General features: G+C 70.6%; 18 protein-coding genes and 1 pseudogene. 11 read left to right on the top strand and 8 right to left on the bottom strand.

All coding sequences use genetic code 11. The features are described from left to right. Positions 1-175: pseudogene (locus tag AB8A24_RS12450) on the top strand (DUF192 domain-containing protein); the annotation flags it as partial. 108 nt (positions 176-283) lie between these two features. Beyond that, complete coding sequence (locus tag AB8A24_RS12445) at positions 284-901, top strand: SMI1/KNR4 family protein (protein WP_328961877.1); 618 nt, start codon at positions 284-286, stop codon at positions 899-901. Between the two features lie 45 nt (positions 902-946). Here the strand turns inward: AB8A24_RS12445 and AB8A24_RS12440 are convergent, their stop codons facing one another. After that, positions 947-1,555: a DUF6529 family protein gene (locus AB8A24_RS12440; RefSeq protein WP_328961878.1), complete on the bottom strand. Its 609-nt coding sequence runs from the start codon at positions 1,553-1,555 to the stop codon at positions 947-949. A 401-nt stretch (positions 1,556-1,956) separates the two neighbouring features. Here AB8A24_RS12440 and AB8A24_RS12435 point away from each other — a divergent pair, with 401 nt between their 5' ends. After that, a complete protein-coding gene (locus AB8A24_RS12435) occupies positions 1,957-3,210 on the top strand; it encodes an extracellular solute-binding protein (RefSeq protein WP_328965870.1) in 1,254 nt (417 codons plus the stop codon). A 148-nt stretch (positions 3,211-3,358) separates the two neighbouring features. On the opposite strand, the gene AB8A24_RS12430 is transcribed toward AB8A24_RS12435, so the two are convergent. The 3 genes from AB8A24_RS12430 to AB8A24_RS12420 form a co-directional block, all read right to left on the bottom strand. Continuing rightward, positions 3,359-3,985, bottom strand: a complete 627-nt coding sequence (locus tag AB8A24_RS12430) for a hypothetical protein (RefSeq protein WP_369475545.1) — start codon at positions 3,983-3,985, stop codon at positions 3,359-3,361. A gap of 224 nt (positions 3,986-4,209) precedes the next feature. Beyond that, on the bottom strand, positions 4,210-4,539 hold the full coding sequence (locus AB8A24_RS12425; RefSeq protein WP_030011500.1) for a hypothetical protein: 330 nt from the start codon (positions 4,537-4,539) through the stop codon (positions 4,210-4,212). Between the two features lie 113 nt (positions 4,540-4,652). After that, the gene (locus tag AB8A24_RS12420; RefSeq protein ID WP_369475544.1) at positions 4,653-5,516 is read right to left on the bottom strand and encodes a polysaccharide deacetylase family protein; all 864 of its coding nucleotides are present in this window, start codon (positions 5,514-5,516) and stop codon (positions 4,653-4,655) included. A gap of 456 nt (positions 5,517-5,972) precedes the next feature. On the opposite strand from AB8A24_RS12420, the gene AB8A24_RS12415 reads away from it, so the two are divergent. Then, positions 5,973-6,179, top strand: a complete 207-nt coding sequence (locus tag AB8A24_RS12415; RefSeq protein WP_369475543.1) for a hypothetical protein — start codon at positions 5,973-5,975, stop codon at positions 6,177-6,179. 145 nt (positions 6,180-6,324) lie between these two features. On the opposite strand, the gene AB8A24_RS12410 is transcribed toward AB8A24_RS12415, so the two are convergent. Continuing rightward, a complete protein-coding gene (locus AB8A24_RS12410) occupies positions 6,325-7,911 on the bottom strand; it encodes an MDR family MFS transporter (RefSeq protein WP_369475542.1) in 1,587 nt (528 codons plus the stop codon). A gap of 132 nt (positions 7,912-8,043) precedes the next feature. Here AB8A24_RS12410 and AB8A24_RS12405 point away from each other — a divergent pair, with 132 nt between their 5' ends. Together AB8A24_RS12405 and AB8A24_RS12400 are read left to right on the top strand one after the other, a co-directional pair. Further along, complete coding sequence (locus tag AB8A24_RS12405) at positions 8,044-8,622, top strand: TetR/AcrR family transcriptional regulator (protein ID WP_369475541.1); 579 nt, start codon at positions 8,044-8,046, stop codon at positions 8,620-8,622. A 114-nt stretch (positions 8,623-8,736) separates the two neighbouring features. Beyond that, positions 8,737-9,441 (top strand): hypothetical protein, encoded by a 705-nt coding sequence (locus AB8A24_RS12400; protein ID WP_369475540.1) that lies wholly within the window; start codon positions 8,737-8,739, stop codon positions 9,439-9,441. 102 nt (positions 9,442-9,543) lie between these two features. Here AB8A24_RS12400 and AB8A24_RS12395 read toward each other — a convergent pair whose 3' ends face one another. After that, entirely contained in the window at positions 9,544-9,954 is a 411-nt protein-coding gene (locus AB8A24_RS12395; RefSeq protein WP_369475539.1) for a DUF1348 family protein, read from the bottom strand. Positions 9,955-10,070: 116 nt separating this feature from the next. On the opposite strand from AB8A24_RS12395, the gene AB8A24_RS12390 reads away from it, so the two are divergent. The 3 genes from AB8A24_RS12390 to AB8A24_RS12380 all read left to right on the top strand — a co-directional run bounded on the left by AB8A24_RS12390 (position 10,071) and on the right by AB8A24_RS12380 (position 11,645). Beyond that, a complete protein-coding gene (locus AB8A24_RS12390) occupies positions 10,071-10,598 on the top strand; it encodes a TetR/AcrR family transcriptional regulator (protein ID WP_369475538.1) in 528 nt (175 codons plus the stop codon). Between the two features lie 94 nt (positions 10,599-10,692). Beyond that, entirely contained in the window at positions 10,693-11,166 is a 474-nt protein-coding gene (locus tag AB8A24_RS12385) for a carboxymuconolactone decarboxylase family protein (RefSeq protein WP_369475537.1), read from the top strand. Positions 11,167-11,306: 140 nt separating this feature from the next. Next, the gene (locus AB8A24_RS12380) at positions 11,307-11,645 is read left to right on the top strand and encodes an SCO4225 family membrane protein (RefSeq protein WP_369475536.1); all 339 of its coding nucleotides are present in this window, start codon (positions 11,307-11,309) and stop codon (positions 11,643-11,645) included. Positions 11,646-11,720: 75 nt separating this feature from the next. On the opposite strand, the gene AB8A24_RS12375 is transcribed toward AB8A24_RS12380, so the two are convergent. After that, entirely contained in the window at positions 11,721-12,218 is a 498-nt protein-coding gene (locus AB8A24_RS12375) for an ATP-binding protein (RefSeq protein ID WP_369475535.1), read from the bottom strand. Between the two features lie 238 nt (positions 12,219-12,456). On the opposite strand from AB8A24_RS12375, the gene AB8A24_RS12370 reads away from it, so the two are divergent. Next, positions 12,457-13,308: a helix-turn-helix domain-containing protein gene (locus AB8A24_RS12370; protein WP_369475534.1), complete on the top strand. Its 852-nt coding sequence runs from the start codon at positions 12,457-12,459 to the stop codon at positions 13,306-13,308. Positions 13,309-13,318: 10 nt separating this feature from the next. Then, positions 13,319-13,516, top strand: coding sequence for a hypothetical protein (locus AB8A24_RS12365; protein ID WP_369475533.1), 198 nt, complete (start codon positions 13,319-13,321; stop codon positions 13,514-13,516). 13 nt (positions 13,517-13,529) lie between these two features. Here AB8A24_RS12365 and AB8A24_RS12360 read toward each other — a convergent pair whose 3' ends face one another. After that, positions 13,530-14,057, bottom strand: a complete 528-nt coding sequence (locus AB8A24_RS12360) for a hypothetical protein (RefSeq protein ID WP_369475532.1) — start codon at positions 14,055-14,057, stop codon at positions 13,530-13,532. Positions 14,058-14,227 lie beyond the last annotated feature (170 nt).

The raw sequence follows: 14,227 nt of genomic DNA, 5'->3' as shown, positions 1-14,227 counted from the left end.
CCTCGACCGCGAGTTCGGGGTGCTCGCGGTGGTCACCATGGCGCCGGGCCGGCTCGGACTGCCGCGGCTGCGCTCCCGGCACGTCCTGGAGTCGGCGGCCGGTGCCATGGCGGGCTGGGGCCTGCGAGCGGGAACCACCGTCGAGGTGGACGTGGCCGGGCGTCTCACCCCGTAGGGGGTGCGTCGCCGGGCGCGCCCGGTCCGACCGGCAAGACACCCGCTAGGCGAGGCTCCCCACTGGCAGTAGGTTGGGGCGGTTGAGCTGGGGCATCAGGGGAGCGGCATGACGGAGAACGCGCGGATCAAGGCGCTGGAGCAGATCATGCCGGCGACGCACGGCGCCGACGAGGACATCGACTGGCCGGCGGTGGAGGCCGTCTGGGGGACCCGGTTCCCGGCCGATTTCATCGCCTTCATGGGCCGCTTCGGCGCGGGTTCCATCAACGGCGAGGCCAGCGTCCTGCTGCCGCTGCCCAAGCCCGGACTCCAGTGGGAACCGGCCGGGATGGCCGAGGAGACCGGCAACGCGCGCCAGACCTGGGAGGCGGAGGGCGGCCGCTCCGCCTTCGACGTGGACCCGGAGTCGATCATCGCCTGGGGCGTCACCGGCGGGTCGGACATCCTGTGCTGGCTCACCTCGGACCCCGACCCGGACCGGTGGCCGGTCCTGGTCTGCGGGCGGCACACCGCCGACTCCTTCGCGGTGTATCCGTACGGTATGGCCGAGTTCCTCTACCGGCTGTGCTCCGACGAGTTCGACGTGAGCCCCGTCAGCATCACCTTCTGGGACGGCGGTCACCTCAGCTTCGTGCACTGGCGCAAGGCCCAGCGGCGCTGGCAGGAGGGCCGCAACCCGGAGACGGGCGAGCCCGACCCCTACGCGGGCGAGTTCGCCGACTAGGCCGTCTCTTTCGGATCTTGCCGGCCGAGCCCGCGCCGGGCTCCGTCACGTCCACCCCTGCGGCAGGTGGCGCGGTCCGAGCGACAGCAGCGGCACGCTGCCTCCGTCGAAGTACCACAGGGCACTCGTGTACCAGAGGACCACCACCACGACCACCAGCGCGCCCCCGGCCAGGGGCAGGGCCCAGCCCGGCAGGCGCCGGCTTCGTACCAGCAGGACCTTGGCGGCGAACGCCCCGTAGAAGAAGCAGCCCGCGATCGAGTGCACCGCCGCGCGCGAGCCGTTCAACTGGACGCCGTACGCCCGGACGCAGTGCACCGTGATCGGGACGGTGAGGGCGAACAGGACCACACCGACGATCCGGTGGGTGATCGGCACCGGGCCCGGCACCCGGCGCACCCCGGGTAGCCGGCCGTACATCCACATGGCCAGCAGCAGTTGGAGAGCGGCCAACACCAGGACACCGGTCGCGAGGTGCGCCTTGAGACGCACGGCATCGGCGTCCGCCTGGCCGAACAGTGTCGCGGTGTAGTCCGGCGTGTTCGCCCGACCGAAGAGGAAGACGGCGGCGAAGACCGCGGCAGCGGCCACGAACGCCAGCGCGAGGGCGAGTCCGGCTTCCGGGCGGCGCGGAGCGGGCCGGGTGTGCGACATCGTGCTCCTCGTCTCGGAACGCCGCGGGTCGGCGGTCTGCCTTCCCTTGTACTCGCCCGGCGCGGCCGACGGCGGCCGACGCGGCCGTGGCGATCCCGATGCGGACCCCGAAGGGCGCGCTGAGCCCGTTCCGGGACCGGAACGGGCTTTTCGGTATGTCTACGCGCGTCCACTATTCGGATCACATATCGGAAAACACCATAAGGAAAAGCCTCACTTGGAGCATTGACCACAAGTGGGCCCCCAATGGAATCAACCACCCCTCCCTCAGGAGAGAATTCCGGCCAACGGGCCATCGAGGGACACCTCCGTCCGGAGCAACTCATAAGTAATAACGGGATCCAAAAGAAAATCAGGGGAATACACCCGTGCGACGAAGAATTTCCGGCGCGACCGCCACCATGGCCGTGCTCGGTCTGTTGATACCACTGGCCGGATGTGGTGGCTCCGGAGACGGTGCAGGTGACGCCGCCACGCTGCATCTGATCGCCGCCGAATACGGCGACAGCCCGGCCACCAGTTCCAAGCCCTACTGGGAGAAGATGGCGACCGATTTCAACGAGGCGAACCCCGGAATCAAGCTCGACGTCAAGCTCCTGCCCTGGGCCGACATCGACCGCGAGGTCTCCCGTATGGTCAAGGCCGGCAAGGCGCCGGATGTGGCCCTGATGGGGTCCTACTCGGACTTCGCGGCGCAGGGAAAGCTGTATCCCGCGGACGAACTCCTCTCGGTCACCGCCGAGGCGAATTTCCTCCAGCCGCTCGCCGACGCCGGCTCCGTCGGCAACACCCTCTACGGCCTGCCCTTCGTGGCGAGCAGCCGTCTCCTCTTCTACAACGAGGCGCTCTTCACCAAGGCCGGCATCAAGGAGCCCCCGAAGACCTGGGGCGACCTCAAGGCCGACGCCAAGGTGCTCAAGGACAAGGGCGTGAAGTACCCCTACGCCCTGCCGCTCGGCCCGGAGGAGGCGCACGCCGAGGCGCTGATCTGGGAGCTGAGCAACGGCGGTGGCTACGCGGACAGCGCCGGCAACTACAGCCTGGCCTCGGAGCAGAACATCGCGACCTGGGACTGGGTCAAGCGGGAACTGGTCGCTCCCGGACTCACCGGTCCGACCCCGCCGTCGGAGCTGAACCGCGCCGACGCCTTCGCCGCCTTCCTGCGCGGCGAGGTCGGCATGGTCAACGGCTATCCCTCGCTCGCGCACGAGGCGCGCACCAAGGGCATCAGCGTCTCGACCACGTCCATGCCCGTCTCGGACAACCTCGGCACCGGGGTGCCGCCGCCCACCGTCGGTGTCGCCGACTGGATGATGGCCTTCAAGCAGAACGGCAAGCGCGCGGAGATCGGCAAGTTCCTGGAGTTCATCTACCAGGACAAGAACCTGTCGGACTTCGCCGACCGCTACCACCTGCTGCCGTCCACTGTCACCGCCTCGCGCACCCCGGCCGGCGGCGGCCTGGACAAGAACGACACGCAGTTCCTCAACGCGCTGCGCGGCGCCCAGCTCTACCCGGTCAACGACCCGGCCTGGCTGACGGTCAGCGACACCATCAAGCGCAACATCGGACGCGCGGTGGAACCCACCGGCAATCCGAAGGGCGTCCTGGAGGACATCGCCCAACAGGCCTCCCAGGCCTCCAAGAAGCACTGAGAAGTTCCTCGACACGGGACTTTGGACCCATGCCGCAGACCACCCCGTGCGGCATCATGGCCACTACGGCACTTGATCCAAGGCCTCGGCCCAGTCGCCCGACGAGCACCCACAAGGTGCACGGGGCGGCCGGCCTCCACCCGGACCCTCAGCGCTGCGGCCCGTGGTTCGAGGCGAACGCCGTCCGGTACTGCTCACAGCTGGAGTTCCAGCGCAGCGTGCCCCCCAGCGTTCCGTAACCCGAGCGCGTGACCGACCACTCCACCGTGTACTCCCCGGTGTCGCACGCGATCCGCTTGCCGCCCGCGACCTTCTCGCGCCCGGTCGGCGGCTTTCCCGCCAACTCCTTGCGCACTTCCCCGACCTTGACCCGGTCCGCGTTGCGCAGCACCGCGTGCACGACGATCGGGTGCGCGCCCTCCTTGACCGTCACCGCCTTCTTCACCAGCGTCGAGTCCGACACCGACCAGGCGAACTCGTACGAGGGCAGCCAGGCCAGGGTCTTGGGGTCGCCGGAGCGCCGCTCGTAGTCCGGCGCGGCCGCGGGCCCCGGGCGGGTGACCGTCTTGTACTGGACTCCTGGGTGGAAGCGGAGCTGCCCCTCCACCTTGTGCATCTCGTCCTTGGTCCACATCGACTTCATGGACTTCTCGCCGCCGGCCGGGTCCTGGAGATACGCCCCGCCCTCCGCGGCGGTGGCGGCCTGGCCCAGGAGGGGCGCGAGGGCGGCGGAGGCGGTGGCGAGGGCGAGAGCGGCGATGCGGGTGCGCTTCATGCACGGCCCAACGGAGCCCCACGGCGGGCCGGAACGACGCCGGGCGCGCTTTCACCCGTACGGGAGCGCCGGCTTCCCGGCCCGGCCACGGAGGTCGCGTACGGCCGCAGGCGCCGCCGTTTCGGCTTCCCCGGCGGGCGGCCCCGGAGAACGACCGGCTGTCGGCGGCGGTGCCGGACGTGGCGGGGGGGGCGGAGTCCTCGTGGGAGTCCGGCGCGGGTCCGTCAGGCCTGACCGGTCTCGAAGCGGCTGATCCGGCCGCCGCCGGGGGCGATGACGAAGCGCCAGGTGGTGCGCATCTCGCCCCAGGTGTCGTTGCGGTAGTTGACGAGCAGGGTGCGGCCGCCGTCGGACTCGGACTGGACGTCCATGTGGCCGCCGGAGTCGAAGATCTCCCGGTCGATCCAGTCGTGCAGATCGCGGTCGGAGCCGTCGTCGGACATGGTCGCGTCGGCGGTCAGGACCGCGAGGAAGGCGTCCTTGTCGTGCGCGTTGACGGCGGCGACGAGGGCGCCGACCACCGGGTCGGACAGTCTGGCGGGGGCGATGGCCACAGGAGCCTCCTGGTCGGGCGTACGTGCGTACGTGCCCGACCAGGGAACAACGCGGGCGGGTCCGCGTCGTCGACCGTCACCCGTTCGCCCGGCGGACGGCGTGTCAGGGACCGTCAGTGCGCGTCGGAGGCGGTCCCGGTGTCGGGGGCCTCGGGGGTGGTGCGGACGGGGAAGCCGGTGGGCCGGCCCTGCTCCTTCAGCCAGGTGAGCACCTGGTCGAGGGCGTCGACGGTCTGGGCGCGGTTGCCGCCGCCGTCGTGGAAGAGCACGGTCGGGCCGTTGCCGATCTCGCGCTTGACGGCGTTCACGATGGCGGCCGTGCCCGGCTTGTCGAAGTCCTTGGTGTCGACGTTCCAGCCGAGCGGCCGCATGCCGTGCGCGGCGGCGATGCGCCGACTGTCGGGGGTGAACGCGCCGCCGGGGGCCCGGTAGTACTCGACCTTCGCGCCGCCGCCCGCGGCCTCCTCGATCAGCTTCTTCGCCTCCAGGATCTGCGCTTCCTGGTAGGAGACGGGCTTCTTGTCCATGGCCGTGTCGTGGTTCATGGTGTGGTCGCAGAGCCGGTGTCCGGCCGCGACCACCTTCTTCACCAGGTCGGGGTGGGCCTTGGCCTGCGGTCCGACCATGCAGAAGGTCGCCTTGACGTCGTGCCGCCGAAGGACGTCCAGCACCCTCGGGGTCCAGCGGGGGTCGGGACCGTCGTCGATGGTGATGTTGACGGCGTCGCCGCCGCTCTCGGACGCGTGGGCTATGCCCTCGGGTATCCCCTGGGGCTGCTGCCCGGGCCGACCGTCGTCGCCATGACCGGAGTTGTCGGTGGCGCCGGGCCGGGCCACGTTCTGCTGGGGGGCAGCGGTACCACCGGGTCCGACCAGGGCTGCCACACCCCACGCGGTCGCCGCCACGGCGGTGGCCGAGGCCACGACGACGGCACCGGCCCGGACGCCCTTCTTGTTCGCACGCGCCAAGAAACTCATGAACTGTCCTCCCCAACCGCTTTGCGAGCGTTCTGTGGATCAGGACGTTCATCGCAGGCGAGGAGTTCCAGCCGAATAGCCCATAAATTCCCAGTTATGGGACGGTTGGGACCGATGGGACTTTAGTCCTGCATGGAGTTGCATACCTGCCCACGCGAACACGTCCGAAACGGACAGACCCTCGGGTGCGGCGCGGCCCGGATCCCAAATCGGCCTCTGCGCGCGGGGGTTCACCGGGCTCCGCTCGACCGGAACGGGGACCCATGGACTCCCAGGACTCGACGGGCGACGGACCCGACCGGCCGGTGGACAAGCTGACCGCGCTGCGCCTCGGCCGGAAACTGGTGACGGAGGTCCCGGCGTCACGCCCGGGCCGCCGCGCCTTCGTGGACATATCCCCGATCCGCGACCGGTCCGACGACCGGGCGCGGGAGGAGGGCTGGGTGCGCGGGCTGGGTGCGCGAAGACAGGGGCCGCCGCTTCCGCCTGCGGCAGCGGGAGTACGACGCCGACCGCCTCGACGGCTTCGACCACGACATCGGCGCGGTCCTCGTCGCGTCCGCCGACGCGGCGGACGAGGCCGCCCTGCGCGCCGTGCTGACCGCATGGGGCCTGCGCCCCGACGCCTTCGTGCACCCTTGGGAGACCGACGACCCCAGTTAGTGCTGTGGCCCCGTCCCGGGCCGGGCGGAGGCTACGCCTGCGAGGCCGCGACGCCCGGACATGCCGGAAGGCGGCACCCCGGTCGTCCCGGTGGTGCCGCCTTCCTGGTGGTGCGAGCGCCGGTGCGGGCGCGATGCGTGGCCGGTCAGTGCGCGAGCGACTCCTGCGCCGCCGGGGCCGCCTTGTCGCCGTCCGCGGCACCGGCCGGGGCGGCCGGGCCCGCGCCGCGGAGCGGGACCTCCTTGACGAACCAGGCCGCCGCGAAGCCCAGTACGGCGATGGCCGCGCCGAGCAGGAACGCCGAGTGCGTGCCGGCGGCCACCGCGTGCTGGTAGGCGTCGCGTACCGCTTCCGGCAGCTTCGCCAGGCTCGCGGCGTCCAGCTGGGCGGAGCCCGCGGCGTCGGCCGCCTCCGGGCCCAGTCGCTCGGACATGGTGTCCGTGACCCGGGCGGTGAAGAGGGAGCCCATCAGGGCCACGCCGAAGGAACCGCCGAGCGTACGGAAGAGGGTCGCCGAGGACGAGGCGACGCCCATGTCCTTCATCTCGACGCTGTTCTGCGCGACCAGCATGGTGATCTGCATCAGGAAGCCGAGACCGGCGCCGAGGACGGCCATGTAGAGGCCCGACACGAGGCGGGTGGTGCCGGTGTCCATGGTCGCGAGCAGGAACATCCCGACGACCATGAGCGCGCCGCCCGCGATCGGGAACATCTTGTACTTGCCGCTGCTGGTGGTGACGCGGCCCGCGATCAGCGAGACGACCATCATCGAGAGCAGCATGGGCAGGAGCAGCAGGCCCGAGTTGGTGGCGGAGGCGCCCTGCACCGACTGCTGGAACAGCGGGAGGTAGAGCACGCCGCCGAACATCGCGAAGCCGACGAGGAACCCGATCACCGACATCAGGGTGAAGTTGCGGCTGCGGAAGATGTGCAGCGGCATGACCGGCTCGGCGGCCTTGGTCTCCGCGTAGAGGAACGCGGCGGTCGACACGACGCCGACGGCGATGAGGCCGAGGATCTCGACGGAGCTCCACGCGTACTCGTTGCCGCCCCAGGTCGTCACGAGGACGGTGGAGGTGATGGCGATGGTCAGCAGCCCGGCGCCGAGGTAGTCGATCTTGCCCTGCGCCCGCTTCTTGGGCAGGTGCAGCACGGCGGTGACCATGGCCAGCGCGACCGCGCCGAGCGGCAGGTTGATGTAGAAGGACCAGCGCCAGCCCCAGTGGTCGGTGATGGTGCCGCCGACCAGCGGGCCGCCGATCATGGCGAGGGCCATCACGCCGGCCATCATGCCCTGGTACTTGCCGCGCTCACGGGGCGGGATCAGGTCGCCGATGATCGCCATGACGCCGACCATCAGACCACCGGCACCGAGGCCCTGGATCGCGCGGAAGCCGATCAGCTGGAACATGTCCTGGGCCATGCCGCTGAGCGCGGAGCCGATGAGGAAGATGACGATCGAGGTGAGGAAGGAGCCCTTCCGCCCGTACATGTCGCCGATCTTGCCCCAGATGGGGGTGGAGGCCGCGGTGGCCAGCGTGTACGCGGTGACCACCCACGAGAGGTGCTCCAGGCCGCCGAGCTCGCCGACGATCGTCGGCATCGCGGTACCGATGATCATGTTGTCGAGCATCGCCAGCAGCATCGCGATCATGAGCGCCATGAGGACGACGCGTACGCTGCGTGGCTTCACCTCCTCCGAGGTTCCCGCAGGCTTGACTGTGTCCACCATGTCCACTCCCCTGTGCCCTACTTCTCGCACTACGTCCCGCACCGGCACTTACTTGCCGCCCGGCTAGTTCACTACAATGGGGACGGTAGACCCGCAACTAGCCGGGCGTCAAGTAAGTAATTGGGGAGAGCCATGTCCAGCAGCAGTCCGCAGCGACGCCGTGGCGACACGCGCCAGCGCATCCAGGACGTCGCACTGGAGCTCTTCGCCGAGCAGGGGTACGAGAAGACGTCGCTGCGCGAGATCGCGGAGCGGCTCGAGGTCACGAAGGCGGCGCTGTACTACCACTTCAAGACCAAGGAAGACATCATCATCAGCATCTTCGAGGACCTGACACGGCCCATCGACGAGCTGATCACGTGGGCGGAGGGTCAGCCGCGCACGCTGGAGACCAAGCGCGAGGTGCTGCGCCGCTACAGCGAGGCGATGGCGGGCGGCGCCGTGCTGTACCGCTTCATGCAGGAGAACCAGGCGACGACGCGCGAGCTCAGCATCGGCGAGACGGTGAAGAAGCGGCTCTTCACCCTGGTGGAACTGCTCCGCACACAGGACGGCCCGCTGACGGACCAGGTCCGCTGCGTCAGCGCGCTCTTCACCCTGCACGCCGGGATGATGTTCCTCCAGCACGTGGAGGGGAATCCGGAGGAGACCCGCCTGGCGGCCCTGGAGGTCGCCACGGACCTCATCACCCAGGCTCACCACCAGGCATAGGGGGCGGCGCGGTGCGCACTCCGCGGCACGCGCCGAGCACCTGAGTACGGGCGAGGTGGCGGTTGAGTGCGGCTACTCATGCCCTCCTCCCGATGCCCGGTGGAAGGTGTCGGCATGACACAGCGACCCCCCGCCCCCACCCCCGCCCCCTCGCCCACACGGCGCCGGAAGATCCGCGTGGCGTCGGTTGCCGGGCTGGCCCTGGCCGCCGTGGCGGGCGGCTTGGTGGGGTTCGCGCGGTTTTTCCCGCCGATCTGGAACGGAACTGCATATCCGGTCACCGACCCCGCCGCCACGGCCCGGGAGCTGGAGGGCCACACGCAGTCCGTGTACGCCGCGCTCGGCCTGCCGCGCGCCGAACTGGCCGACTGGCCCGGCGCCGGTCTGGTGGCCGAGGGCGACGACTGCCACCTCCGGGGCATGCGCCACTGGTCCCAGCGCGGGATCGCCTATCCGCCGGAAGCCCCTGGTGTCGTCACGGTGAGCGACACATGGGGGCTGAGGGGTGTCCCGCGCGCCGAGGCGGAGCCCGCGCTCGAGCGGGTGAGGAAGGCCCTGACGCAGCAGGGCTGGAAGGTCACGGACTACGAGAACTCGCCCCACCTCCACCAGGCCGGGTTGCGCCTCGAACTCCCCGGCGCCGGCCGGACCATCTCGCTCACGACGTACCCCGGCGACCGCCTCGAAGTCGCCGCGCACGCCGACTGCGCCCGCTACCCTCCGGGTACCCCCCTGGACAGCAACGGGGACCCGCGCCTGCCGGCCCCGTCGGCACCCACCGAGCTGCGCGGAGAGTCGCCCGACCCGGCCTCCGGGTGAACCCGCGAGCAGGAGCCTGGCCATCGAGATGGCGGACCCTGCCGGGACGATCGAGGAGCGGACGTACGCAGCACCGGACCGGCGCCGGGGGGTGCCGACGGATCAGACGAGGCGGCGGTCCTCGGCGGCGATCGGGACGTCGTTGATGCTCGCCTCGCGCCGCCTCATCAGGCCGTCGTCGTCGAACTCCCACTGCTCGTTGCCGTGGCTGCGGAACCACTGGCCGGCGGCGTCGTGCCACTCGTACTCGAAGCGGACGGAGATGCGGTTGCCGGTGAAGGCCCACAGCTCCTTGCGGAGCCGGTAGTCGAGCTCGCGCTCCCACTTGCCGGCGAGGAACGCGCGGATCTCGGCGCGGCCGGTGAGGAAGCGGTCGCGGTTCCGCCAGACCGAGTCCTCTGTGTACGCGAGGGCGACGCGCTCGGGATCGCGGCTGTTCCAGGCGTCCTCGGCGGCCTGGACCTTGGCACGGGCGGACTCTTCGGTGAAGGGCGGCAGGGGCGGACGTGTCACGGCGGATCCTCCGGAGGGGAGAAGGGCGAGAGGAATGAGAACGAGCGTTCTCCTCGCCGCCCACCATACGAGAACGCACGTTCTCGCCACAAGGGGAAACGGGCTACCCTGCCCTCATGGACGATGAAGAGGCGCGGACCCGACTGCTGGACGCGGCGGAGGAGCTGTTCTACCGGCACGGCATCCAGGCCGTCGGCATGGACCGCATCCGCACCCAGTCGGGGGTCCCCCTCAAGCGCCTCTACCGGGTCTTCCCGGCCAAGGACTCGCTGGTCGCGGCCTACCTGGAACGCCGCGACCGGCGCTGGCTGGACTCCCTGCGCACCGCGGCCCTCGCCCCGGCGCAGCCGCGGGCACGCGTGCTCGCGGTCTTCGACTGGCTGGCGGACTGGTTCACCGAGCCCGACTTCCGGGGCTGCGCGTTCCTCAACGCGTACGGGGAACTGGGGGCGGCGGCCCCGGAGATCGTCCGCATCCACAAGGTGGAACTCCACGCGCTACTGGCCGACCTGACCGCCGACCCCGCCCTCGCCGACCGGCTCCTGATCCTGACCGAGGGGGCGACGGCGGTGGCCGCCCTCTCTCCCGGCCCGGAGCCGGCCCGCCGGGCCCGGGAGATCGCGGAGCTCCTCCTGGGGGAGTGACGCAGGTCACGTCACCTCGTCCCGTAGGACTGTCACATCCGGGCCGCGTTTTCCGTCAGAGCTGTGTAACGGTCGACACAGCAAGGAGATCACGATGGAAGCGCGCCTCAACTTCTACGGCAACGCGGTCGCGACCAAGTTCGCCCGGTACATCAACTCCGCGGGCAAGGTCATCTCGGACTCGACCCTGCCGCACGCCACGCAGGAACTCGTGAAACTCCGGGCCAGCCAGATCAACGGCTGCGGGTTCTGCACCGACATGCACTTCAAGGACGCCTCGCACGCCGGGGAGGACCCGGTACGGCTGAACCTGGTCGCGGCCTGGCGCGAGGCGAAGGTGTTCACCGACGCCGAGCGGGCGGCCCTGGAACTGGCCGAGCAGGGCACCCGCATCGCCGACGCGGCCGGCGGCGTCACGGACGAGGCCTGGGCCGACGCCGCCAAGTACTACGACGAGGACCAGCTGGCCGCACTGGTCACCCTCATCGCACTGATCAACGCGTACAACCGGATGAACGTGATCGTCCAGCAGCCGGCGGGCGACTACCAGCCGGGCCAGTTCGGCTGATCCCGCGCACCGGAGCTGCCGCTGTCCGGCCCCGACAGGGGAGGGGCCGGACCGTGCGCACCGTTCTGGGTAGGGGTACTCACGACAAGCCCCCACGTACTTCCGATCATGGAGGGAGTCCACACAGCCTGGGGAAATCCATGACCGCTCGCACGCTCGTCCGCCTGACCTTCGCCAACCCCGCTTCGCTGATCTACCTGGGCCTCGTCGGCGTCGCCGTGGCCGTCGCGACGGCCGTCACGCTGTTCGCCCAGGACCCCGGCTTCGTATGGGTGCTGCCCGCCCTGTGCGCGTTCCCGCTGTTCCTCTTCGTGGGACTGGCCCATGGCACGGCCCCCGGGGATGGCCAACCCGCGGCATGGCTCTTCATCACCGAACTCGTCCTCTGCGTACTGGCCCAGTCGCTCGTCCTCGGAACGATCGTGGAGGCCTCCCGCGGCCGCCTCCGGCGCGGCAACCCCCGTAGTCCGACCGGCTAGTAGGACCCACCCGCACCCACGACCGGGGGGCCGGCGGATCTTCTTGACTGCCTCTTGATGCGCACCGCGTGCCGGTCAGCCGACGAGGTACGCAGCGGTCCCGGACCTCGGCAAGCTCGCCCAGGTCCGGGTACCGCCGCCGGGCTCGCGGGACTCCCCGAAACCCCAGGCCCCGCCGCACTCCCGGACCACCGCACCCATGAGCCGCAGCGCCGTCCGCCGCCGGGCCTCGCAGTGGGCGGCGAGGCGAGGGTGGGCATGGGGCGCGTGGCCGTCGTAGACGGTCAGCCGGAGCGAGTCGTCCCGGTAGCGGACGGACAGGTAGAGACTCCGCCCGGGGTCCAACTTCCATGCTGCGGCGACCAGTTCCCCGGTGACTTGCCCGGCGGCGGGCACCAGCGGATCGAGCCGGTACGCGTGCAGGACGGACCCTACGGCGGCCCGCGCGATCTGGGCGCTGTGCGGAGCCCCGGGCACGGTGAGGCTGCACGTGAGCGTGTCGAGCGCAGGCGGCCCGTCCCCAGCGGGCTCGGGCGGGGACAACGGACAGACGATGAAGGGGTGGGTGGACATCGCGGACTCCCTGAGGTCGGAGGTGACTACGGCGAGTTCGACGCGCACGGATGGCTGACGCGGGGCCCGGGAGCGTGGCTCGTCGCCGAGGCCCGAGGCATGCTGCGGCGATGCACTTCAACTCCCGCTGCGTGAGCGATGCATCACTTAATGTAGGCGACGCGGGCACAATTGCACCCCTAGTCGCGAAAATTGCCGGACCTTCGTCAGGTGGCACCGCAACCGGCAGACTGCAGGCATGACAGCCAGGACTTCCCCGACGGCACGACAGCGGCGTGTGGGCTCGGAGTTGCGCCGCATGCGCGCCGCGGCAGACGTCTCCGCCGAGGCGGCCGCCGGGGTGCTCAACGTCAGCCGCTCACAGCTGTCCGCGATCGAACAAGGCCTACGGGCCGTCAGCGCGGAGCGGCTGCACACCCTCGCGAGCCACTGCGGCATGACGGACGAGGTGTACGTCGCCGGCCTGGCCGCTCTGGCGCATCCGCCGGAACGCGGTTGGTGGGAGGCCTACCGGGGAACGATCCCGGCCGGGCTGCTGGACGTCTCCGAGCTGGAATGGCACGCCAAGCGCCTGCACACGGTACAGACGGTGCACCTTCCAGGGCTGCTGCACCAGGGCACCTACGCCCGAGCCGTTTTCGGCTCCGTGATCCCGGCACCCCCGGCATCGGAGGTCGAACTGCGGGTGGCCCACCGCATGCAGCGGCAGCAGGTGCTCGAAGGCGACGGCGCCCGGCCATACACGGGGTACGTACACGAGGCCGCCCTGCGCATGCAGTTCGGCGGCCGCCGGGCCACCCGGGAGCAGCTGGAACACCTGTGCACGGTGTCGGAGCGGGACAACATCACGCTGCGCGTGTTGTCCGTGGAGGCTGGGGCCTTCCCCGGCGCCGGCCACGCGATGCTCTACGCCGAGGGCCCCGTGCGCCTGCTCGACACGGTGCAGCTGGACTCGGCGCACGGCCCGGATTTCACCCACGACGCGTCACAGCTCGCGAAGTACCGTTCCCATCTCCGTTGGATGGACCAGCACGCGCTGTCCGAGGACGCGTCCCGCGACTTCATCCACACGATCGCCCGCGACCTTTGAGGAGCCACAGATGGCCGACGTCACCTGGGAAGACCCGTACTGCGGCGAAGGAAACAACTGCTACCGAATAGGGGTGGACGGGGACGGCAAGAGCTACATCGCCGTCGCGGGCGCGGAAGCCACGTACCTCACCGACACCGCCGACGCCCTCCGCCAGCTGATCCGGGACATCAAGGCGGGCAAGGCCGACCACCTGCTGGCCGACTGAGGCCGGCCCGGCCTCACCAGGCCGCGGCCTCCACGACCCGCCGCGCGATCCACGGCGCCGACCGGCCGGCCGTGGCGACACGGACCGTCCCCGGCGGCGCGTCACGCCCCAGCAGGGCCGCGGCCCGCCGGCTGCGCGTGACGTGGACCGCGAGCTGCGAGCCGATCTCCCGCCGGGCCAACCGCTCCCGCACGGTCTCCTCGCATGCCGTGAGCAGCACGCACGTCGTACGGATCGGGCCGTCACCACCCATGGCCCGGTGGATCAGCGGGAGGTCGGGAATGCTCACGGTGTCGGTGTAGACGCGGCGGTCTTGCCCCAGGGCGGAGTAGTTCGCCCAGATCGAGGCGAGGTTCCGCTCGGCGATGGCCGCACGGTCCGGGTCGCCCTCGGGGGCCGGATGGATCTGGTCGAGGAAGTCGCCCTCCATGCAGCGGTGCGCCGTCCCACGGCCGCGCAGCAGTTCCGAGACCTCCCAGCCGAGCGTGGATTTCCCCACACCCGATCCGCTGCCGATCAGCAGCACTTCGTACGCCGTCATGGCACCTCGGCGTGGCAGACCCGGCTGTCGTGTGACGGGGCGCCGACGGGGTTTCGGGGGCGGCCGCGTTTGCGAAGGAGCGCCCGGCCGGCACCGGGCCTCAGGCGAAGCAACGGCACCGGGCCAAGGGAGTTGGTGGAATGATCAGCTACTGCAGGCTTGATCCATTG

The sequence above is a fragment of the Streptomyces sp. BF23-19 genome, from assembly GCF_041106355.1.
Classification (GTDB): domain Bacteria; phylum Actinomycetota; class Actinomycetes; order Streptomycetales; family Streptomycetaceae; genus Streptomyces; species Streptomyces virginiae_A.
The sequence above is the reverse complement of the archived record's forward strand: the minus strand, read 5'-3'. Positions and strand labels throughout refer to the sequence as shown.